Origin of the sequence: Aquisalimonas asiatica (assembly GCF_900110585.1) — a bacterium.
Lineage (GTDB): Bacteria > Pseudomonadota > Gammaproteobacteria > Nitrococcales > Aquisalimonadaceae > Aquisalimonas > Aquisalimonas asiatica.
Genome location: NZ_FOEG01000003.1, coordinates 282141 through 303347 on the forward strand (window position 1 = coordinate 282141; position 21207 = coordinate 303347).

22 protein-coding genes are annotated in these 21207 nt (G+C 67.7%); 7 read left to right on the top strand and 15 right to left on the bottom strand.

Features of this window, described 5'->3' with window-relative positions:
• Positions 1–5: 5 nt before the first annotated feature.
• Positions 6–845 carry an FAD binding domain-containing protein gene (locus BMZ02_RS09140; RefSeq protein ID WP_091642548.1) on the bottom strand — a complete coding sequence of 280 codons (840 nt, stop codon included), beginning with the start codon at positions 843–845 and terminating at the stop codon, positions 6–8.
• 196 nt (positions 846–1041) lie between these two features.
• Here BMZ02_RS09140 and BMZ02_RS09145 point away from each other — a divergent pair, with 196 nt between their 5' ends.
• The 3 genes from BMZ02_RS09145 to BMZ02_RS09155 are packed head-to-tail and all read left to right on the top strand — an operon-like array spanning position 1042 to position 2623.
• Positions 1042–1899, top strand: a complete 858-nt coding sequence (locus BMZ02_RS09145; protein ID WP_091642550.1) for a YciI family protein — start codon at positions 1042–1044, stop codon at positions 1897–1899.
• A complete protein-coding gene (locus tag BMZ02_RS09150; protein WP_091642553.1) occupies positions 1896–2258 on the top strand; it encodes a YciI family protein in 363 nt (120 codons plus the stop codon). The genes BMZ02_RS09145 and BMZ02_RS09150 overlap by 4 nt, the downstream gene beginning before the upstream one ends.
• 11 nt (positions 2259–2269) lie before the next feature.
• Positions 2270–2623 (top strand): DUF1428 domain-containing protein, encoded by a 354-nt coding sequence (locus tag BMZ02_RS09155; protein WP_091642557.1) that lies wholly within the window; start codon positions 2270–2272, stop codon positions 2621–2623.
• A 35-nt stretch (positions 2624–2658) separates the two neighbouring features.
• Here the strand turns inward: BMZ02_RS09155 and BMZ02_RS09160 are convergent, their stop codons facing one another.
• The 5 genes from BMZ02_RS09160 to BMZ02_RS09180 are packed head-to-tail and all read right to left on the bottom strand — an operon-like array spanning position 2659 to position 6878.
• On the bottom strand, positions 2659–3408 hold the full coding sequence (locus BMZ02_RS09160) for a LytR/AlgR family response regulator transcription factor (RefSeq protein ID WP_091642560.1): 750 nt from the start codon (positions 3406–3408) through the stop codon (positions 2659–2661).
• Entirely contained in the window at positions 3405–4472 is a 1068-nt protein-coding gene (locus tag BMZ02_RS09165) for a sensor histidine kinase (protein WP_091642563.1), read from the bottom strand. The genes BMZ02_RS09160 and BMZ02_RS09165 overlap by 4 nt, the downstream gene beginning before the upstream one ends.
• 9 nt (positions 4473–4481) lie before the next feature.
• Positions 4482–4949, bottom strand: coding sequence for a DUF2269 family protein (locus tag BMZ02_RS09170; RefSeq protein ID WP_091642565.1), 468 nt, complete (start codon positions 4947–4949; stop codon positions 4482–4484).
• A 2-nt stretch (positions 4950–4951) separates the two neighbouring features.
• On the bottom strand, positions 4952–6433 hold the full coding sequence (locus BMZ02_RS09175) for a carotenoid oxygenase family protein (protein WP_171909873.1): 1482 nt from the start codon (positions 6431–6433) through the stop codon (positions 4952–4954).
• A gap of 13 nt (positions 6434–6446) precedes the next feature.
• Positions 6447–6878, bottom strand: a complete 432-nt coding sequence (locus BMZ02_RS09180) for a DUF2141 domain-containing protein (protein ID WP_139209181.1) — start codon at positions 6876–6878, stop codon at positions 6447–6449.
• A 72-nt stretch (positions 6879–6950) separates the two neighbouring features.
• On the opposite strand from BMZ02_RS09180, the gene BMZ02_RS18990 reads away from it, so the two are divergent.
• A complete protein-coding gene (locus BMZ02_RS18990; protein ID WP_171909874.1) occupies positions 6951–7157 on the top strand; it encodes a hypothetical protein in 207 nt (68 codons plus the stop codon).
• Here BMZ02_RS18990 and BMZ02_RS09185 read toward each other — a convergent pair.
• Positions 7138–7740 carry a class I SAM-dependent methyltransferase gene (locus BMZ02_RS09185; protein WP_171909875.1) on the bottom strand — a complete coding sequence of 201 codons (603 nt, stop codon included), beginning with the start codon at positions 7738–7740 and terminating at the stop codon, positions 7138–7140. The two genes, BMZ02_RS18990 and BMZ02_RS09185, sit on opposite strands and share 20 nt — an antisense overlap.
• Positions 7741–7778: 38 nt before the next feature.
• Positions 7779–8954, bottom strand: coding sequence for an NO-inducible flavohemoprotein (gene hmpA, locus BMZ02_RS09190; RefSeq protein WP_216110775.1), 1176 nt, complete (start codon positions 8952–8954; stop codon positions 7779–7781).
• A gap of 230 nt (positions 8955–9184) precedes the next feature.
• Between hmpA and BMZ02_RS09195 the strand changes: the two genes are divergently transcribed.
• Complete coding sequence (locus BMZ02_RS09195; RefSeq protein WP_091642576.1) at positions 9185–10333, top strand: cytochrome P450; 1149 nt, start codon at positions 9185–9187, stop codon at positions 10331–10333.
• Between the two features lie 9 nt (positions 10334–10342).
• Here BMZ02_RS09195 and BMZ02_RS09200 read toward each other — a convergent pair whose 3' ends face one another.
• Positions 10343–10957 carry a class I SAM-dependent methyltransferase gene (locus BMZ02_RS09200; RefSeq protein WP_091642579.1) on the bottom strand — a complete coding sequence of 205 codons (615 nt, stop codon included), beginning with the start codon at positions 10955–10957 and terminating at the stop codon, positions 10343–10345.
• 112 nt (positions 10958–11069) lie between these two features.
• On the opposite strand from BMZ02_RS09200, the gene BMZ02_RS09205 reads away from it, so the two are divergent.
• A complete protein-coding gene (locus BMZ02_RS09205) occupies positions 11070–12017 on the top strand; it encodes a cation diffusion facilitator family transporter (protein WP_216110777.1) in 948 nt (315 codons plus the stop codon).
• A gap of 16 nt (positions 12018–12033) precedes the next feature.
• Here BMZ02_RS09205 and BMZ02_RS09210 read toward each other — a convergent pair whose 3' ends face one another.
• The 6 genes from BMZ02_RS09210 to BMZ02_RS09235 all read right to left on the bottom strand — a co-directional run bounded on the left by BMZ02_RS09210 (position 12034) and on the right by BMZ02_RS09235 (position 19975).
• Positions 12034–12333 carry a DUF2149 domain-containing protein gene (locus tag BMZ02_RS09210; RefSeq protein ID WP_091642582.1) on the bottom strand — a complete coding sequence of 100 codons (300 nt, stop codon included), beginning with the start codon at positions 12331–12333 and terminating at the stop codon, positions 12034–12036.
• On the bottom strand, positions 12330–12809 hold the full coding sequence (locus BMZ02_RS09215) for a MotA/TolQ/ExbB proton channel family protein (RefSeq protein WP_091642585.1): 480 nt from the start codon (positions 12807–12809) through the stop codon (positions 12330–12332). The genes BMZ02_RS09210 and BMZ02_RS09215 overlap by 4 nt, the downstream gene beginning before the upstream one ends.
• Positions 12806–16774: a cobaltochelatase subunit CobN gene (cobN, locus tag BMZ02_RS09220; RefSeq protein WP_091642586.1), complete on the bottom strand. Its 3969-nt coding sequence runs from the start codon at positions 16772–16774 to the stop codon at positions 12806–12808. Before cobN ends, BMZ02_RS09215 begins: the two co-directional genes overlap by 4 nt.
• A gap of 2 nt (positions 16775–16776) precedes the next feature.
• Positions 16777–18711: a TonB-dependent receptor plug domain-containing protein gene (locus tag BMZ02_RS09225; RefSeq protein WP_091642589.1), complete on the bottom strand. Its 1935-nt coding sequence runs from the start codon at positions 18709–18711 to the stop codon at positions 16777–16779.
• A 140-nt stretch (positions 18712–18851) separates the two neighbouring features.
• Positions 18852–19283: an RNA polymerase-binding protein DksA gene (dksA, locus tag BMZ02_RS09230; protein WP_091642591.1), complete on the bottom strand. Its 432-nt coding sequence runs from the start codon at positions 19281–19283 to the stop codon at positions 18852–18854.
• Positions 19280–19975 carry a DUF1826 domain-containing protein gene (locus BMZ02_RS09235; RefSeq protein WP_091642594.1) on the bottom strand — a complete coding sequence of 232 codons (696 nt, stop codon included), beginning with the start codon at positions 19973–19975 and terminating at the stop codon, positions 19280–19282. The genes dksA and BMZ02_RS09235 overlap by 4 nt, the downstream gene beginning before the upstream one ends.
• 192 nt (positions 19976–20167) lie before the next feature.
• Here BMZ02_RS09235 and BMZ02_RS09240 point away from each other — a divergent pair, with 192 nt between their 5' ends.
• Positions 20168–21133, top strand: coding sequence for a zinc-binding metallopeptidase family protein (locus tag BMZ02_RS09240; RefSeq protein ID WP_091642597.1), 966 nt, complete (start codon positions 20168–20170; stop codon positions 21131–21133).
• Positions 21134–21207 lie beyond the last annotated feature (74 nt).

Genomic DNA, 21207 nt, shown 5'->3' on the forward strand with positions numbered 1-21207 from the left:
TCCCCTTACTGCGCCCGCAGCGCGTTGATGGCCCGCTGCAGGATGACCCGTGCCAGATGGCGCTTGGTTTCCGGCCCGCCGGTCAGATCGCCCGGCGGGTCGAGGTCATCGTCCAGCGCTTTCAGTGCCGCGCTCACGTCGCCCTGCTCCAGCGCCCGCGCGGCGCCCTCAGCCGGCACCGGTGCGTCGCCGACCCCGAAGTAGACCACCCTGGCTGCGCGCAGGGCGTCGCCCTGCACGTCCGCGGCGAGAACGATGCCGACGATGGCGTAATCCCCGTGCCGGCGCACCAGCTCCTGCACGGTCTGGCGCCGTGTGCCGGCCTTGGGAATCTCGATGGCGGTGAGCAGCTCGAAGGGCTCCAGCGCCGTCTCGTACAGGCCAAGGAAGAAGTCGGCGGCGGGGATGCGACGCTCGCCCCCCTGCCCCTGCACCACCAGCTCGGCATCCAGTGCCACCACGCAGGCGGGAAACTCGGCGGCGGGGTCGGCGTAGGCCAGCGAGCCACCAATGGTGCCGCGCGTCTGGATGGCCGGGTGGGCAATCAGCGGTGCCGCCTCGGCAATGGCCGGGGCGTGCGCGGCCACCAGCGGGTCGCGCGCCAGCTCGGCGTGGCGGGTCATGGCGCCGATGCGGATGCGGTCACCGCTCTCGGTCACCCCGGCAAGATCGGGCACATGGTTGATGTCGATCAACGCAGGCGTATCCGCGAGGCGGAGCCCCAGGCCCGCGATCAGGCTCTGGCCTCCGGCGAGGATCTGGGCCTCCTCGCCCGCCTCGGCCCACAAAGCGAGCGCATGCGGCAAATCCTTCGCCCGCGCATAGGCGAACTGGGCAGGTTTCATCAGCTTCTCCTCCGACCGACGCCGCCGATGGAGCCCCCATCTGCAGCGGGTAACGATGTTGTTGTTTATCAGATGCTCTCTTAATCAAATGATAAATACAAGCCGAAATCAATGCTGCGCCGAAGCATCGGTTGCGGGGCTGTCGATTTCGCGCTCCGCCGCACGACGAGCAAGAAACGGCAGAGGAGACACAACCATGCGTTACATGCTCATCCGCAAGGCGGACCATCACACCGAAGACGGCGTGATGCCGTCGGAGGCGCTGCTCAAGGACATGGCGGACTACAACGAGCGCCTGCTGCACGCGGGCGTGCTGGAGGGTGGTGACGGGCTGCGACCCAGCCGTGACGGCTACCGAATCCAGTTCCGCGACGGCGAGCCCACCGTCACCGACGGCCCGTTCACGGAATCCCGTGAACTGATCGCCGGATACACCATTCTCGACGTGGATTCCCCCCGGGAGGCGCTGGACTGGGCGATGCGCTGGCCCCGCTCGGACGGCGACGGCAACGTCACCCTGGAACTGCGGCGGTTCTTCGCCATGGAGGATTTCGACCCCGGTCCTGCCACAGACCAGCACCGCGCCCTCGGTGACCAGCTCACACGGTTGCCCACGGCCATGAACGTGCACGTGGTCTTCCCCGGCAACTGCCGGGAAGCCATGACGTTCTACGCCGATGTCACCGGCGGCAGTGTCGAGGCCATGCTCACCTTCGGCGAGACGCCCGCCGCCGCGGACACCCCCGCCGACTGGCACGACCGCATCATCCACGCCTCGGTCAACCTGCGGGGCCGGCGCATCATGGGCGCCGACATGGCCGGCGACTGCTATACGAAACCCCAGGGCGCCCGGATTCACCTGGAGTTCGCCGACCCGGCACGCGGGGAGGCCGTGTTCAACCGGCTGGCAGACGGCGGCAGCATCGTCATGCCCTGGGAGCAGACCTTCTGGGCGCACCGTTTCGGCATGGTCGACGACCGCTTCGGGATCGGCTGGATGATCAGTTGCGAAATCGACCACTGCACCGACAACACCGGGAGGGACGCACCATGAAGTACGTGGCACTGGTGTACTACCAGGAAGGCATTATCAACGCCATGAGCGAAAAGGAGTGGCACGATCTGAACCAGGAGTGCATTGCCGGCGTCGAGCGGTTCAGTGCACAGGAGAAGTACCTGGGCGGTCAGCCCCTGCAGCCCACGGAGACGGCCACCACCGTGCGCGTACGCGACGGCGAGGTGATCGTCTCCGACGGGCCATTCGCCGAAACCAAGGAGCAGCTCGCCGGCTTCTACCTGCTGGAGGCCGCCGACCTGAACGAGGCCCTGCAACTGGCCAGCCGTATCCCTCCGGCGCGCTTCGGCAGTATCGAAGTGCGCCCGACCAGGGAACTACCCCCCAAGGACGAATGAGGATAACGACAATGACCTACGTTGACGGATTCGTGGCCGCGGTACCCACCGCCAACCGCGAGCAGTACATCAAACACGCCAGCGACGCCGGCTCCGTTATCAAGGAATACGGCGCTCTGAAGGTGGTGGAGTGCTGGGGCGACGACGTGCCGGACGGCGAAGTCACCTCCTTTCCCATGGCGGTGAAGTGCAAGCCGGACGAGACGGTGATCTTCTCGTGGATCCTGTGGCCCTCCCGCGCCGTGCGCGACGAGGCCATGCCACGGCTGATGAAGGACGCCCGCCTGCAGCCCGAAGTGAACCCCATGCCGTTCGACGGCAAACGGCTGATCTACGGCGGATTCGAGATCGTGGTGGAAACCTGATCTGCTGCAAGGTCGGTCGTCCACTGCCGCCCGTTCTACATCTGCCGGAACAGGTGCACGAACGGGCGGCTCACGGTGAGGGACTCCGGACGGCCTCTGAGCGTCAGGCTCAGCCGGCCGCCGAACTCCCGGTGTACGGCCTCGACCACACTGGCGTTGACGATGGTGCCCCGGTGGATCTGCCAGAACCGCTGCGGATCCAGCTGATCCGCCAGGGCCTTGATGGGCGTGCGGATCATGACCTCATCGCCGGCCGTGACCACGCTGGTGTACTTGGCGCTGGCGTGAAAATAGAACACCTCGTTAACGGCGACGAGCTGCACGCGCTCGCCCAGCCCGGCGCGGATCCACTGCAGGTACTCGGGCTCCTTCGGCCCCTGCAGCCGCTCCAGCAGCGCCGACAACGCGGCGGGGTCGTGGGTCGGCGCCGACGGCCGCCGCAGCCGCTCCACCGTGCGTGCCAGCCGCTCCGGCGTCACCGGTTTCAGCAGATAATCCACCGCCTCCTGCTCGAAGGCTTCCACCGCATAGTGATCGAAGGCGGTCACGAACACCACGCGACACTGCGCGGTCAGCCGCTTTGCCACCTCCAGCCCCGACAGCCCCGGCATGCGGATATCGAGAAATGCCACATCGGGCCGCTCCCGCTCCAGCAGCTCCAGGGCCTCGGGCCCGTTGCGGGCAATCCCCGCCACGTCCAGCTCCGGCCACGCGGCGGCCAGCTGGCGCTGCAGATGGGCCGCCAGCTCGGCCTCGTCGTCGGCAATAACCGCGGTTACGCTCATGCCCCCTCCCGCGGCAGCTCCAGCCGTGCCAGCACGCCGCCATCGGGACACGCCTCAATGGCGAGCCGCGCCCGCTGCCCGTAAAGGGCCGCGAGGCGCTCACGCAGATTGGCAAGGCCCACACCGGTGCCGCCGCCGGTGTCAGACAGCCCCTGGCCGGTATCGCGGACACTGAGCCACAGCACCCCGGCCTCCACGCCGGCGGCAACGTGCACGGTGCCGCCCGCCACCAGCGGCTCAATGCCGTGTTTGATGGCGTTCTCCACCAGGGGCTGCAGCAGCATGGGGGGCACGGGCTCGGCCGCCAGCGCATCGGGGACCTCCAGGGTGTAATCCAGGCGCTCGCCCATGCGGATGCGGTACATGGCCAGATAGCTCTCCAGCAGCCGGATCTCGTCGCCAAGCACGGTGCGCGGCTCGCGGGCGTGGACCAGGGCGTAGCGAAGGTAATCGATCAGATAACCGAGCATGCGCTTGCCGCGCTCGGGGTCGGTGTCCACCAGGCTTTGTACGTGGGCCAGGGAGTTGAACAGCATGTGCGGCTCGATTTGCGCCCGCAGCAGGCGCAGCTCGGTGGCCGCACGGTCGCGCTCGGCTTCCACACGGCGCAGCTCCTGCTCCTGCAGGCTGGTGCGGGCGCGCAGCAGGCGCTCCCGGCTGAAGAAATAATAGCCGGCGATGCCCCCGAACAGCAGCGCGATCACCACCGTCTGCAGGAAGACGGTCACCGGCGCCCGGGCGCGCTCGTCCGCGACGCCGGTCACCAGCAGAGCAAGCAGGACGCCGGCCAGCGCCCCGATCAACACGGCAGTCGCAACCCCGGCAACCAGACGCCCGCCCTCCAGCCGCCGGAACGGCACCAGCTCGAGCATGACGAAGATGCTGAGCCCGATACACTGGGAGAACGCCATGTTCACGGCCAACGTGCCGCCATAGCCGATGGTGGTGAGAAACGCCGCGATCAGACTGTTGAACACCAGCGTCCAGAGCAATCGCCAGTGGAGGCGCATGCCGCCCCAGCCGGAGAGGCCTTCGGACCCTGCGTTGCCCTGTTTGCCTGTCACGCGTGCCTCCTATACCGGTTTCAGCACCATAAGCGAGAACGCGGCCAGCGGTAAAACCACCGCAACGATGCCGAAGCCCATCCACAGCGTCGACAGCTGCCGGTACCGGACGGGGATCTCGCCCCCGCTGGCGAAGGCGCGGGCCATGCGCGCCTGCGCCACCTGGATGGGGATAAGAACGCCCACCCAGATCAACCCCGTCGCCAGGAACAGGGTCTGCCCCCAGTCGAGCCACGGCGTATCCAGGCTCCAGGGCCCGGTGAACACCATGGCATAACCGCTGCCGCCGAGCAGCAGAACCCCCGCCGTGGTGAACAGGATATCGGTGAGCGTCACCTGGCGCTGGGCAAAGGCCAGCACCAGCGGGTCGCGGCTGCGGTCGGCCATGGCCTTCCACCAGGCGGTCACCATGATATTCCCCAGCAACAGCACGGCGCCGAGGATGTGCAGCAGCTTCAGCAGATTGTAGGCCTCCATCGTCACGCTCCCTTCCAGTTCCCGTGAAAGCCCAGCGGCACCGGGTACGGCAGGCGGGCCTGCGCCACCGGCCCGTCAGCCAGGGCCCCGGCCCGGAACACGGACAACAGCGATACCTTTTGTTGCAGGTCCAGCGCCGTGCCGATCAGCCAGCCGTCGCTCTCGCCACCCTCACCCGGCACGAACACGTGCTCCTCGGTGATCACGCTGGCGCCGAAGTCGTAGTGCTCGGTCACACCGCTCTCCATGTCACGCCGCATCACGCCATTGGAGAGCGGGTGCCCCGCCGTTTCGGTGCGCACCGTCGTATAGAGCTGGCGGTAGCGCTCGCCGGTGCGGCGCGGATCCACACGCGGGAACTCGGTCTCCTCGGTCATGATCTGCTGATCGATCCGGCCGTTGCGCGTATCCAGGCGCACCAGCGCGGTGTGGCCACCGGCATGGGGAATGTCCTCGCCGCGCATGAGGCCGCGGGCGGCCCGGGTGACGAAATCGGCGTTGTCGTAACGGGTGTAGTCGAAGCGGACGACGCCGCTGCCGTCCTCCCAGGCATTGCCGACGTGAAAGTGCATGCCGGCGGGCAGATCGAACCAGCGCCGGCGCCCCCAGTCGCTCTTGTCGATCACCAGCACCTGCATGGCGTCGTCGCCATACCAGCGGTGGCTGTCCACGAAACTCTTGCCGCTGCCGAAACGCTCCGGGTCGAGCCGGAACGGCGGCAGCAGGAACACCAGGTGCCGGCGGGTAATGGCGAAATCGTGCACCATGGGCGAGGCGTCCAGCGCCACCACGTCGGCCCGGCGCAGTGTCCCGGACGGCGCAATTTCGTAGAGCACCAGCGCGCCGTCGCCGGGGACCACGCCGAAGTTCCACAGGGTGCCGTCGGTGTCCACTGCCGGGTGCGCGGAGAACGGCGCGCCCGCCAGGTCATCACTCCAGGTCACCCGGTCGCCGGTGGCCAGAGTTTCCGGGTCCACCTCCCAGGCCGAACCTCCCTCCCACAGGGCCAGCAGCCGATCGTCGAAGGGCAGAATGTTGGTATTGGCCACGTTCATGGCATCGGGGCTGGCTGCACGCTCCGCATCCGGAAACACCGTGCCGAAGGCCGGGCGGCGGAACGCCCCGGCACGGGTCTCGGCCATGTACTTGGGCGTCTCCACGAAGCGCGCGTGGTGGCTGATGCGGCCGTCTCGAAGGCGGTAAGCGTGAACCATGCCGTCGCCGTCGAACCAGTGGCTGTAGCGCCGGTCACCCAACGCGTGCCGTGCGGGCCCGTTGCGGTAGAACGTGCCTGTCAGGGCCTTCGGCAACCGGCCGTCCAGCTTGAGTGACAGGGTGTGCAGCTCCTCGGCACGGGGGTTCTGAAACCCAACGTGCCAGTCCGGCATCGCGGCCTCACCGGCGAGTGCGTGGGTCACTGAGCCGGGCAGAACCAGTCCGGCGCCGCTCAAGCCCATCAAGCGCATGAAATCCCTGCGATTCATGATGACCTCCTCATCACGGCCGGTTGAGACGAATGGACATGTCCACGGCATCGCCGTCCACCGTGAATGCGGCGTCGCCGAAATCCGGAGGCCCCATCCCGCCCGATGCATCCCGGCTGAAGCCCCAGGGCTCACGGGGCATGCCCGCGAGGTTGGTGTTCAGTTCACCGTCACCATCCAGATCCTGGAACGCCGCAATGGCGTAGTCGCCGTCGCTCAGGCCCGTGAAGGTGAGCACGACGCGCTCGCCGTCCACGGCCTTGCGCACTGCCTCCACGGCTCCGTCGCGAGCGTCGAAAGTCGCTTCGTCACCGTAGAGGGCCACCATCAGGTGCCCGGTATCCGGCTCGACGTTCTCGACGGTGACTCGCAGGTCGGTGGCGTGGGCAGCGGTGAGTCCCAGGCCCAGAATCAGACCGATGGTGGTGCGTGTCGTCTTGATCATGGCGTCCTCCGCAATGGGCTGGCTGTGTTGGTGATGCCAGTCTCGCGGGGTGATGGTGCGAAGGCGCGGGTTATGCGACGGGATGCGGCAGGCAGCGATGGACTGCACGTGCGCAGGATGAACGGGGTCATCCCGCGCACGCGGGCCGGCTTCTACCTGCTGGAGGCCACGGACCTGAACGAGGCCCTGCAACTGGTACGGCGGATTCGAGATGGTGGTCGAGCACTGACGGGCGCGACGGCCGTGGGCCCGCCAGCGGTCAGCGTGGCCGCAGCGTGACCAGGCGGATCGTGTCGCTCACCAGATAGCGATCGCTGAGCACGGTCAGTGGCGCACACGCGAGAATCGGATCGAGGTCCATGGTCAGGTCGGCGCCGAACGCCCACCTGGCCCAGGGCTGCCAGAGGCGGGTCAGCGCCCGCCGCCAGGGCCGTCGGGAGCCGGTGTACTCCAGCAGGCGGATCTCGCCATCCGGGCGGCAGACGCGGGCCATTTCCCGGAGCACGCGGACACGCTGCTCCGGGGGCATCACCAGCAGCACGAAGCTGCCGACGACGGCGTCGAAGGCGTCGCCGGCGAACCCGGTGTCGCCGAGATCCCCGGCCACCAGCTCCACCGGTACCGGTGCGCGGCGGGCACGCTGCTCCGCCCGCACCAGCATGGCCGGACTGAGGTCCACTGCCGTGACGGTACAACCCTGCGGGTAGAAGGCGAGGTTCTGCCCGGTACCGACACCCGCTTCCAGCACGTGGCCGCACAGTCCGGTGCACAACTCCCTGCGCAGGCGGCGGTACCGCAGCCACTCGAACGGCAGATCCACCAGATCGTACAGCGGCGCGATCCGGCGGTAGCGCGTCGACACGCCGGCCCCCCTGTCCTCTGGTGTATGCGCCACCGGCCTCAGCCCGCCAGCGGACGCGACGGCCCGAACCGCTCGTAATGGCGGCGCTCCGCGGGCACCCCCAGGGCGGCCAGCCCCTCGTCCACGGCGGTCATGAAGCCACCGGGGCCCACGAAATAGTACTGGGCCTCGGACGCGGGTGCGTACCGGGCCAGCAGTGAGCGATCCACGCGCCCGATGTGATCCGCGCCGGCATCGCTGCCCGCCTGCTCGTAGACGGTAACCGCGCGTATGCGGTCGGGGTGTCTGGCGCACAGGGCCCGCACGTCGTCGGCCAGCGCATGGTGGTCGGGGCTCAGGGCCGCGTGGATATAGACCACCTCACGCCCGTGCTCCAGGGCGTGGTGTGCGATGGGCAGCAGGGGCGTCTGCCCCACCCCGCCACTGACCAGCACCACCGGATCATCGCCGGGGACCAGCGTCAGCTCGCCGGCCGGGGGCAGCAGGTCCAGGGTGTCGCCCACATCCATGGATTCGTGCCAGTGGCGGCTGACGTAGCCATCCGGTTCGCGCTTGATGGAGACCCGGTAGCTGCGGCCGTTCGGGGGCGCGGACAGGCTGAAATGGCGGTAGACCGGCTCGCCGTCGATGACCAGCCGCATGCCGACGTACTGTCCCGGCTCGAAGTCCGCCACGGGTCCGCCGTCTTCCGGCTCCAGCTCGAACGACGTGATCACCTGGCTTTCCTCGCGCCGACGGGCCACCCGGAAGCGCCGCAGGCCGCGCCAGCCGCCGGTGCGGCTGGCGAACGCGCTGTAGTACTGCGCCTCGGCGGCAATGAGCAGATCGGCGAGCTCCTGGTAGAGGGCGCCCCAGGCGTCCGCCACCTCCGGTGTGACCGCATCACCGAGCTCCTGCGCCACCGCGGCAAGCAGGCACTCACCCACGATCGGGTACTGCTCTGGCTGGATGCCCAGGGAGACATGCTTGTGCACCGCCGTTGACAGTGCCTCGCTGGCCGCGCCCGGCGTCTTGCGCAGCTGCACATACGCCAGCACCGCCTGCGCCAGCGCCCGCGGCTGGTCGCCGCTGCCCTGGTGCTTCTGGTTGAAGAAGGCCATGACCTCGGGGTAGCGCTCGAACATCAGGGGGTAGAACCGCTGCGTGATCGCCTCCAGATGCTCGGCAACCACCGGCGCCGTCTGCTCAATGATCGCCTCTTGCGCGTCGGTCAACATCGTTCCTGCCTCATTCCGCGACTAAACATGTAGATCACACTCTACATTTATGGTGGCGGGTTTCGTCTTGATCGATGTCAAGGGAATAGCGGCGCTGGTGGGCCTGAAGGTCCACCCTACGCGGGCGACGCGCGCGCCTGTCCCGTCCCGCCGTGTTGATCTTCATCAAGGCCGCCGAGCCGGCCACCAACTAGCCTCCACGGACATGCTGCAGCTCGGAGGTCCCCATGGCCCACTCCCCGAACACCGACTGGTCGCCCGAGTCGGACGCCGTCCAGCGCGATCAGCGCGCCGCCTACGACAGCATGCGTGAACGGTGCCCGGTTGCATACAGCCGAATGATGGGCTGGACCCTGTTCCGCAACAGCGACGTCCGGCACGTCCTGCATGAACACGGGACGTTCAGCAACCGGGTGTCACAGCACCTGTCCGTGCCCAACGGCATGGACCCGCCCGTGCACACGGCCTACCGGCGCATTGTCGAGCCCTACTTCGACGAGGCCGCCATGGCTGCGTTCGAGCCCACTTGCCGCGCCATTGCCAGCGATCTCGCCGGGCAGCTTCACGCGCAGCGGGACGCGGACTTCATGCAGGCCTTCGCCCAGCCCTTCGCGGTCCGGATCCAGTGCGCGTTCCTGGGGTGGCCGGAGTCCTTCCATGAACCGTTGCTGCAGTGGACGCAGCGGAACCTGGAAGCCACGGGCGCGCAGGACCGTGATGCGCTCGCGGAGATCGCCGACACGTTCCGGGCGTACGTCTTTGCGATGATCGAACGGCGCCGGGAAGGCTCCCACGGCCCGGATGTCACCAGCCGGCTCATGGCAGAGCAGGTGGATGGCAAGCCGTTAACCGACGAGGAAATCGCATCCATTCTCCGCAACTGGACCATGGGAGAGGTCGGCACACTCGCGGCGGCACTGGGCATTCTCGTGCACGGAGTGGCCACCGATACAGATCTGCAGGCGCTGCTACGGGACAACCCCGAGCGCATCGAGGACGCGAACGAAGAGCTGCTGCGCCTCCACTGCCCGCTGGTCACCAACCGCCGCCGGGCCACAGCCGCGACGGATCTCCACGGCCGTGGCATCGAGGCGGGCGACACGCTGACGCTCAACTGGGTGGCGGCGAACCGTGACCCCGACGCCTTCGAGGCCGCGGAGCAGTTCCGCATCGACCGGGACCAGTCCGCGAACCTGGTCTGGGGCGCCGGCATCCACGTCTGCCCCGGCGCGCCGCTCGCCCGGCTGGAGATGCGCGTGGTGATGGAGGAACTGCTGGCCCACAGCGAGGACATCAGCCTGCGGCCGGACACTCTGCCCGACCTGGCCCGCTACCCGGGCAGCGGATATGCAACCCTTCCGGTGCACCTCCGCTGAGCCCGGCCATCACCCCCCTGGCGCGCGCGGTGCGGCCACGGCCAGGCACGACGCCCGGCTGCCGTGCCGCGCCAGGGTCGTGAACGCCTCCAGCTCCATCCCGGCGTCGCGGATCTGTGCCTTGAAGGCGTCTTCGTAGGTCACCCGGCCGAAGTCGATACTGGTGATCCGTCTCAACAGCGGCTTCAGGGTTTCCATGGTGCGGGAGGGCGTCTGCTGGATGGTCTGGGTGAAATAGACGCGGCCCCACGGCTTCAGCAGCGTGCAGCAGTGGCGCAGCGCCCGTTCGGGCTCCGGCAGCAGCATGAAGCTCGCGGAGAAGTACACCGCGTCGTACGGGCCACCGACGTGATCGTAGACGGACTCCAGCCGCACCGCGACCCGGTCCTGGAGGCGCGACCGCTGCAGCGCTCGCTGCGCCCGCGCGATGTAGTCGCCGTCGATATCGATCCCGGTCACGTGCAGACGCTTGTCCCGCACCAGCTCCGCGTTCGCCAGCAACGCGCCCGCCGTGCCGATGCCCACGTCCAGCAGCGCGGCATCGTCCGGCAGGCGCGCCAGCACCGCCGCGTACCACCGCGCGGTCAGCCTGAGGATCAGCGTGTCGTAGATGACGCTTCTGATGACGCTCTCCCGTGACTCAACTGTATCAACCTTGACTGACGGGGCTGGCCCCGCCGACCTGACACTCTACCCTACGCTCTACTCCGTTACCCCGGTCCGGTACCATGCGCCCATGATCAAGACAGAACGCGGTGCACTGGGATTGTCTGCGGCGATGGCACTGGCACTGGGCGTGCTGGGGCTGGTCATCGCCTTCGTCTCCGGCTCCCAGGCCATCATGCTGGATGGTCTGTTCAACGTCAGCTACTTCGTCATCGCCCTGGCCACGGTGCGGGTCGCGCGCCTGGCGGAGATGCCGGACAGCGGCACGTTTCCGTTCGGCTACGGCTATTTCGAATCGCTCATCAACGCCGGCAAGGGGCTGCTGATACTCGGTATTTCAGCGCTGGCGCTGGGCGACTCACTGATCGCCCTGGCCACCGGCGGACGGGAGGTGGCGGCGGGGCTCGCGATCACTTACGCGGCGATCGCCACCACCGCCTGCGGCGCCACGGCCATGACGCTCCGCCGCCTCGAAAAGCGGCTGGCGAGCCCGCTGGTCACCGCCGACGTGGGCAACTGGGCCGTGAACACCGCGGTCTCCGCCGCCGTACTGCTGGCCTTCTGCCTGATTCCGCTGCTGCACTGGCTGGAGCTGCCCCGCTTCACGCCCTATATCGATCCGCTGCTGGTCACGTTGATCGTCATTCTCTGTATCGGTGTCCCGGTGCGCATTGCCGCGCGGGCCATCATGGAGCTGCTCAACCGCTCACCGGCAGAGGCCGTCCGCCAGCCGGTCCAGACGCAGGTGGAAGCAGCGGTGGCCGGGCTGCCCGTGGACGAGCTCCACGTCCGCATGGTGCACCCGGGGCGCACCCTGTACGTGCTGGTGCACGTGGTCCTGCCCGCCGATTACCGGCCTGACAGCCTGGCGGCGCTGGATGCGGTGAGGCGTGACGTGTCACAGGCGGTGCGCTCGGTGGCCCGGAAATCCATCGTCGACGTGGTGTTCACCGGCGATGCGGCCTGGGCACAGCCCTGGCCACCGGGCGGCTGGCCGGCGGATCACCCGGAGCACTGACGGCGCCTGAACGCACTCAGGCGTCGTCATCCGGCACGAACACCATGGTGCCATCCTCGAGCTGGTAGGTGGTCCCGGCGCGCACGCCCTGCCCTTCGCCGATCTCGCCGCTGGTCTCGTAGCGCTCCAGGGTCTCCATGGTCTCGGGCACGACCTCGCCGTCCTCGGCCACCTCGTCGGTCTCGCTCAGCTCACTGGCCGTGCTCTGGGCCACCATGATCAGCAGTACGACAATGATCACCAGAAACACGTCGATGACGTTGACCACGGACAGGATCGGATCGTCCGCGTCGTCGGCATCCAGAAACCGGCTCATGCGGTGCCCCCCTGTTGCTCGAGCCGCTTGAGGGCGGCGAGAAGCCAGCGGCGGCGCACGGTCAGCACCCAGAAGGTGATGGAGGCGGTAATGAGCGCCAGGATGACGGCGGCGAAGGCGACCACGAGCTGCTCGCCCACGGTGGCCAGGTCGCCGTCACCCAGCGCCAGCAGCGCCGGCCCCAGCGGGATCATGGTGGCGACCAGCCCGAGCATGGGCGCCGTGCGCGAGACCACCCGCAGGGGCTCCAGCTGGCGCAGGATGACCAGTTCCAGCTCCTCGCTGTCGGCCTTGCCCGCCCGGGCCTGGTAGTGCTGCAGGGGGCACGGTGCGGTGGCACGGCGCCGTTGCCAGGCCTCCAGGGCGAAGGCGCCCAGGGCGTAGAAGGCGTAGGCGAACAACGCCATGATGATCACCAGTACCGGGACGAGAAAGAGCCGCCCCAGTTCGTACATGCCCATTTCCAGTGCGGTCATGGTCCAGTTCCCTCCTGTTGCATGGTGAGAGCCCACTGGCGGCGCCCGCGCAGGGCCTGATGGAGCATTCCCGCCAGAAAGAGCAGGATCAGGGCACCGATGTAGACGAGGATCTGCCAGCGGGGTGCGCCGGCCTCTGCCGCCGGCTCCGGCTCGGCGACCGGCTCCATCACCTCGCCGGCGACGGTCACCGGCTCGGTCACGCCGCCGGTATCCGCCGGCGCGGCGGCGTTCATGCCGAAGCCCGCCGCGGCGTCGGCAACGAATGCCTCACGCTCGTCGCTGGTGCCGGTTTCACCGTGGTCGCTGGTCCAGGCCTGGTGCTGCTCCACCAGGGCCTCCACAACGGCGTCGTCCGGGGACCAGTGACCGGTGCGTACCGCATCCAGCATGCGTTCGGTGATGCGGGTGCGCGCCTCCGGGTTGTGCTGCTGGAACCACTCGTCCAGCCCCAGGTCGTAGGCGTCTTCCACGTAGATATCGAAGAAGCGCTCCCACTGGTCGTCGCGCACCATCTCCGGCGCCGTGGCCTGCCAGCCCCAGAGGTTCTCCACGGTGTCCTGCAGCGTGGTGGTGCCGGAGTACCCTTCGTCCACCATGCTCTGCAGCCAGCGCGGGTGGTGGTAGCGGGTGCGGATCTCCCGGGAGAGGAAGCGGTCGGCCCGCTCCATGCGCGCGTTGGCAGTGTCGCGCAGGTTGCTGATGTAGAGATCCGGCCGTTCGCCGCCGGCAGTCTGCGCGCCCAGGGATAACCCGCCCAGGTACTGGAACGGGTCATCGGAAGACAGCAGGCCGAAGACGTTGGAGCTGCGGGCGAACACGGCGGCATCCACGGTGGCCAGCTGCTGCGCGAACAGGTTGATGTCCGGAACGGTCTCGCCCCAGTACGCCGGATCGGGACCGTAGGCGTGCTGGAGGCGGTCCAGAAAGACCTCGCCCATGTAGTCCTCGTCCAGGGCATCGCCGTCGGCCCAGGCGTCCACGTCTGCCACGGCGCCGTCGAGTCCGGTGCCGTACTGGCCGATGTCCGAGGAGAAGGCGCGGGTGCGGCTCAACCGCGCCACGGCGTCCGCGTCCAGGTCGGCGGTTTCCAGTTGCCGGGCCAGGTGGCGCGTCATGGCACGCACCGGGTTGTCGGGCTCACTCAGATCCGCCACCTCGGCAGCCGCCCCGGCCAGCAGCTCCAGGGTGCCGGCAAAGGCGTCGCGGTAGAGCCCGCTGGGCTGCAGCACCACGTCCACCCGCGGTCGATCGAGTTCATCCCGGGGGATGACCTCGTAGCCCTCAAGACGCCCGCGGTCGCTCCACACCGGCTCCACCCCCAGCGCCGTCATCACCTGCCCTTCCATGACGCCGTGGTGGCGCATGACCTCCATGGCCCAGAGGGTGAACGCCAGCCGCTCCGGCGGCTCACCATGCTCGTCCCGGTGATCGCGGATCAGGCCCTCCATGAGCTCTGCGCCGGTCTCGTAGGCGGCGCGGGTGGGCACACGGGAAGGGTCGAAACCGTACAGGTTGCGCCCGGTGGGCAGGGAATCCGGGTTACGCATGGGATCGCCTCCCACGGAAGGCTCGATGAAGCCGCCATCCAGCGCGTGGATGAACGCGCGGGTTTCGTTCCGGGCGTCGCGCAGGGCGTCCAGGTCGTCGTGCCCCTGGTCCAGATGGTCGGCGACCGCGGCATCCACGTCGGCCTCCGGGGGGTCGCCGAGCAGATGGTCTTCCAGCAGGCGGTAGGGCTCGGACTCCACGACGGCGGTCTCGAAGTCGCCCACGAACAACTCGTGCCGGTCGGTTGCGGTGGCCTCGTAGTATGGATCGCCCAGCATCTGCATGACCGTGGCCAGCAAGTGTTCGTCGTCGGCCGGACGCCCGAGGGTGTGCAGGCCGATGGGCTCGCTCTGCTGCGCGAGGTCGTGGATGTAGTGGTGGACGGCGTGGGCGTAGTCGTGGAAGGCGCTGTCCAGATCCTCGTCACTGAAGCCCAGGTCGGCGTGGATATCCAGCGCCCGGCTGGTCTCGACGATCTGGTCCTGGACACGCTCGCGGGTGCGGCCGTCGTCCAGTTCCTCCCAGTCGTGGATCAGGTCGTGGAGATCGACCAGCTCGTGGTAGAGCGCCGCCGGAGCGAAGGGCGGCGTCTGGTGGGAGACCATCGTCGCCCGCGTGCGTCGCTTGGCGATGGTGGCCTCGGCAAGGTTGTCCACGATGTACGGATAGATGTGAGGGAGTTCGCCGACCACGACCTGGGGGTCGTCATCGGCGGCCAGGCCACGGGTCTTGCCGACGCCGAACTCTGCCGAGCCGTGGGTCCCGAAGTGGACCAGGGCATCGGCCCGATGGCCCTGGTGGAGCCAGGCGTAGCTGGCCAGGTAATCGTGGCTGAAGGGCAGATCGGTGTCGTGGTACTCCCCCTCCCGGTCCGGGTCGTCCGGCATGGCGCGGGGCGGTTGCGGCAGCACGGCCACGTGCCCGAGCTGCAAACGCGGGATCACGAAATGGGGCTCGCCCTCGTGCTCGACCACTGTGCGTGCGCTCTCCGGGTCCCCCCACTCCTCGGTCACCCGCTCACGCAGGGCGTCACTCCGGCTGGCGAACCACTCGCGGTAGGCGCTCACCGGGTAACGCACGGCCAGGTCATCCTCGACCAGGGCGTCCAGATCCGCATCCCGGTAGTAGGTGCCCACGAGCCGCTTGCCGGCATCGGTCATGGCGTCGGCGTCGACGAGGTCGACGCTGTAGCCGGCACCGGCCAGGTCCTGCACGGTCGCCGCCAGGCTCTCCGGGACGTTCAGGTTGGACGCCGAGAAGTTGGTCTCCCCGGAGGGGTAGTTGTAGATGTAGATGCCGAGCCGCTTGTCGGCATTGGGCGTGCGCTGCAGTTCCACGGCGTTGAATGCCCGCGTGACCAGCGTGTCCAGTTCCGGGCGGACGGCAACCACCTGGTCATCGCCCTGGCGTTCCGCGGCCACCACCGTGGGGTCCGTGATGCCCGCCATCTCCGCCATGGCGAAGTAGAATGGCGTGCTGCCCCGGGGAAAGCCGACATCATCGGCCCGCCAGGCTGCCTCCGGGCCGTCGCGGTAGATCATGCCCTGGAGCACCGGCACGTCGAGGGCCAGGAAGTCCGCGCGGCGCTCTTCCGGGTTGAGGGTGACACGGTAGAACAACAGTGCATCGATCGCCGACTCCCCGTCGGGCGCCACCACGTCCGTCATGGCCGGGCCACCGCTCACCGGCACGAAGAAGGGCACGGCCACACCGCCCTGCGCTTCGATGAGTTCGACGGTGGTGTCGATCCAGTCCGTGAGGGTGTGGCGGACATGGGTGTCGTGGATCGCCACGCCGATGACCGGGCGGTCACCGAAGTCGCCGTACCATTCCTCGTACGCGGCGAGATCCTCGAAGATGAGATCGTCATGGTCCGGGTGGTAGATGCCGTGATCCGGGTACCGGATGGGCTCGGGGACGGTGTCGTCGTGGCGCGCGAACACCGCCTTGTCCATATAGGCAAGGCCGTGCTCGAAATTGCGCTCACCACCCTCCAGCAGGTACGCCGCAATCCGTTCGGCGTCATCCCGCCCGAGGCCATCCGCCTCGACCGCGTCGCGGTGAACGACAACAACGGGGGTCCCGGCGGCAATCAGTTCCGAACGCAGGGCGTCGACACGGTCCGGGTACTGGATGGCGTGACTCGGGGCAAACACCACGGCCAGGTCCCGGTCACGGACCAGCGCCGGCTCGGGCTCGGCGGCCAGGTGCTCGATCAGCCCCGTGTCCACGTGGATACCCTGCTGCTCCCCGATCTGCTCGAACCGGTGCAGCAGCCCGGGGCGCACGGTGTCGTTGCCCAGCAGCAGAAGTCGCGGTGTGCCGGCGGCCACGGTGCCGGTAACCGCCGCCAGGAACAGGAGCGCCGTCAGGCGCAGACACCAGCGCCTGACGGTGAATCGCGTCGCCGCCATGCTCAGAACTCCCAGTTCACGGAGGTGTGGTAGAACCGGCCGCGGATCTCGTTGGTGTAGGCGTCGTCGATGTCCGCCAGCCGCTGGTCGGTGACATTGTCGATGCCGGCCCGGACGGAAAGCCCTTGGGCCAGCTCCTGGTTCAGGCCGAGGTGGAGCAGCGTGTAGTCACGCGTGCGGTCGTCCCCGCGACGCTGGGAGCCGATATACTCGGTGCGCACGTGGGCGGTGGCGCCACGCCACGCGACGGCCTCGGTGAGCAGGTTGAAGCGCTGCCGGGGACGCCCCTCCAGCCGCTCGCCGGTCCCGCGGTCCTCGGCGTGGAGGTAGGTGTAGTTGGCCCGCAGCAGCACGCCCTGGTCGAACCGGTAACCGGCATTCAGCTCCACGCCCTGGGTCCGCGCCCGGTCCACGTTCTGGTACTCGCGGACCTCCGGGTCGTCCATGCTGCCGCCATCACAGTTCTCGATGCAGCGGGTGTCGATGAGGTCCTTGATGTTGTTGCGGAACACGGTGAAGCCGTACTCGCGCCGGCCGTCGTCATGCTCGAGCCCCAGGCTGAAACTGTCGCTGCGCTCCGGCTCAAGATCCTGATTGCCGATGATCCGCAGCGGGATGGTGGTGAACCGGAAGTCGTAGGTGCCGGAGGAGCGACGCAGATCCGGCGCGCTGAAGCCGCGGCCGTAATCGGCCTTCAGCCGGGTGGTGTCGGTCAGGCTGTAAACGACGCCGGCGCTGGGGCTGATCTCACCGGAGTACTGGGTGTGATCGTCGGCGCGGGCACCGAAGGTGACGATCAGCCGCTCATCCAGCAGGTCGCTGCGGTTCTGCAGCAGCGCCCCGCGGTGGTTCACCGTATCGTCGAACTCCCGCTCGCCCTCGCGCTCGCGCCAGAAGCTCTCCCGGCGGAAGTCGGCACCCACCGTGAGCTGTTGCCCCTGCCCCCAGTAGCGGGTGGCGCTCAGGTCGATGATGTCGTCGGTATGCTCCTCTTCACGGTCCAGGTGCAGCGCCTCGGTCGTGCTACGGGAGCGATAGACATCGGCGCGGGCGTCCCAGGGGCCGGCCTCCAGGTCATACCGGGCACCGGTGCTGTAACGGAAGATATCGAGGCGCCGGGTGTCGTCCTCGCCGCGCCGCGCGCGACGCCGGTCGTCCACGCCATTGAAGAACACCTCGATCTCGTGGCCGGGTGCCGGCCGGTGGAAGACGCTGCCGTAACCGGTAATCGCCTCCCGGCCTTCAATCTCGTCGACACCCTCATCATCGGGATTCAGGGACCCGTTGCGATCCAGAACATCCAGGCTCAGCAGGGCACCTGTGTTCTCCCCGAGGGGGCCTGCGGTATAGAGCGACAGATTCCGCTCCTCGCCACCCGGGCGCGGATCGGTCGCACCCACCCGCGCCTGGACGCGGCCGGTCCATTCGTCATCCGGCGGCTGGACGATGACGTTGACCACACCACCGAGCGCATCGGAGCCGTAAAGCGTGGATAACGGCCCGCGGACCACCTCGATGCGTTCGATGGCCGAGGTGGGGATCTGTGTCAGGCGGAAATCACTGTGGCCGATGAGTTCGTCGGTATTGTTGATGCGACGGCCGTTGATCAGGATCAGGGTCTGCGACGGCTCGAAGCCGCGAATACGGATCTGGCTGCGGCCGTCCTGCTCGTTGTCCACGGCCAGTCCCGGCACGTCCTGCAGCAGATCGGCCAGGGAGGTCGCCGGTTTGCGCTCCACATCCTCACGGGTGATCTCCGTATACCCGGATGGCGCCTCTTCCCTGCGGATGGCGGAACGAGTTGCCGTGACCACCATGGGTTCAATGGCATGGATCGCGGGGGTGTTCGACGCGTCGCCGGCCTGTACTCCGGACACGAGGCCGAGCAGTAGTGAACCGGCCACCATGGGCGGCAGAATGCCTGGACGATGTCTCATGACTGCCCTCCTGGACGATCAGGTTATTAAAGATAATTATGTTATATCGTTGCTTTTTGTTGATTGAGTACCGGGAAACGGGGATGAGGAGACAACCCTCGGGTGCGAATTGCCCCACACCAAGGGCGATTACTGCGGAGTTACTTGGTGTAGTGCCGCTCCCGGGCCTCCTTGAGTTCCTGTCCTTCGACGCTCAACGTCGCCGTGGGACGCGCCAGCAGGCGCCGGAGACCAATGGGTTCACCTGTCTGCTCGCACCAGCCGTAGGTCCCCTGGTCGATGCGACTCAGGGCCTGGTTGATCTTGGGCAGAAGCTTGCGCTCCCGGTCGCGCAGCCGCAGTAACAGCGTGAACTCCTCCTCGGAGCTGGCGCGATCCGCATCGTCCGGGAACACGGGACGTTCCCTGAGTTCATTGATGCTGGCGTCGGCGGCTTCCAGGAGCTCCCGGCGCTGCTCCAGGAGAAGCTTGCGGAAGAACGCCAGTTGCTCGCGCCCCATGTATTCGTGATCGGGCATGTTCAGGAGTTCTGCCTCACTGATGTCTCCCGGCTCTCCGGACGGCACACTCATGTCGTGACGCCTTCTCTGGCGCTCTCGCAGGCGTCGAGGCAGAACAGGATCCGGGTAAAACCCGGGTCCTCGACCGGCGGGGAACGATGCACGAGGCCATTGCCTTCGTTGCCGGGGAAGCGGCTCCCCTTCATGACGCCCACCCACAGAGGCTCCAGCCGCTGCGCCGGCCCGAAACGCATCACCTCCTCGTTCGGGCGCCCACTGGCAAGGGCGCGACGGTCGACCTGGTCGTTGCTCAACCATTCCGTCGCCGGACCGCGATAGGTACACAGGAGTCGCAGGGTATTGCGATCAACGTGGAATCGCGGGCACATGGTGTCGCCCAGGGCCTCGATACGAATCCGCAGCGCGGATGCCCCTGCGACCCTCGCGAAGACGGCCGCAAGACCGGACATATCCCGAATCCAGTGCGCCAGCAAGGCGGCATCAAGGCCCGCCGCATTCAGAGCGCGCGTGAGCGCACGGCCGGTCTCCGTCACCGCGGTTGTCTGCTCAATGGTGTCAGCCCAGCCCGGGTCCACCAGGGTGTCGATTTCCATGTTCAGGGGATGAACCGAAGAACGACGCCAGATGGCCATGTTCACGCCGCTTGTCAGGACTTCATCCAGGACACCGCACGCCGTCCCCGTCACACACGCATGTCCTTCCTGCGGCGCCACTGCGCGCTTGTGCACCTTGCGAACCTCCATTGCCCGATCAGTCTCTTACCGAAGAACTCTTAGATTACGTTATAACATAACTCTAATCGATGATGCCAGGTTCAGGACCTCGGCACCGAGGGGCCGCATGACCCGGGCCCTTCTTGACCCGGGTTCGGGGAGAGAGAAGAATCGGATGCCACTCCGGCGCATTGCCGGTCCCGCTTCCGGAGACCTCACCCTATGCGTGTCTTCGCCAATCCCGTCGGCTCCGGGTCGCTGTGGTTCGACAACCTGGCCACGGCCGACGGTACCCCGGTGGCCTACGATCCGCAGGCGCGGGCGTTCCTGCCCATGCCGCCCTTCTGCGTGAACCGCGACGTGATCGGCTGCAACTGGATTGCGCCCGAACAGGGGGCATTCTGCCGCTCCTGCGCGATGACGGCGCTGGCGCCGGATCCGTCCGTGCCCAATGCCATTGCGAACTGGGCGCAGACGGAAGCCGCCAAGCGCTGGGTGCTCGACAACCTCGGGCGGTGGCACTGGTTCCGGCCGGAGGACCCGGGCGCGCGCCCCGTGTTTCACATGCTCGCGGAGGGGCCCACACCGGTGCAGATGGGGCACGCCGAGGGTGTGGTGACGATCAGCGTGGCGGAAGCGGACCCTGTGCTGCGCACGACCCGCAGAGAGGCACTGGAAGAGCCCTTCCGGACCATGATCGGCCACATGCGCCACGAGATCGCGCACATGCTCTGGTGGCGGCTCAGCCTGCGCACCGACTTCCTGGATGCGTTCCGCAGCGTGTTCGGTGACGAGCGCGCGGACTACCCCGCCGCGCTGCAGCAGCACTATCATCACGGCCCGCCGCCTGACTGGAAGCAACGCTTTCTCACCACCTACGCCTCCGCTCATCCCCACGAGGACTGGGCCGAGACAGCCGCGCACCTGCTGCATCTGACCGACATCACCGACAGCTTCGTGGCCGCGGGCCTCACCGCACCCGAGCTGCCCGGCGCCGGGTGGGACCCTTACGCGGAGCCGGACCCCGAGCGACTGATCCATGTGGCGGCATCCATCGCGGTCGGCGTGAACAACGTCAACCGCTCCATGGGCCTGGAAGACCTCTACCCCTTCGTGCTGTCGGACACGGCGCGCCACAAGCTCGCATTCGTGCACGACTGGCTCCGCCGGGGAGCGCAGGGGCGTTAGCGCACCGGGGGCGTACACGCTCCCCGCCCACTGGACGCGGTAATGTTATGTTGTAACTGATTTCGCCAGGACGA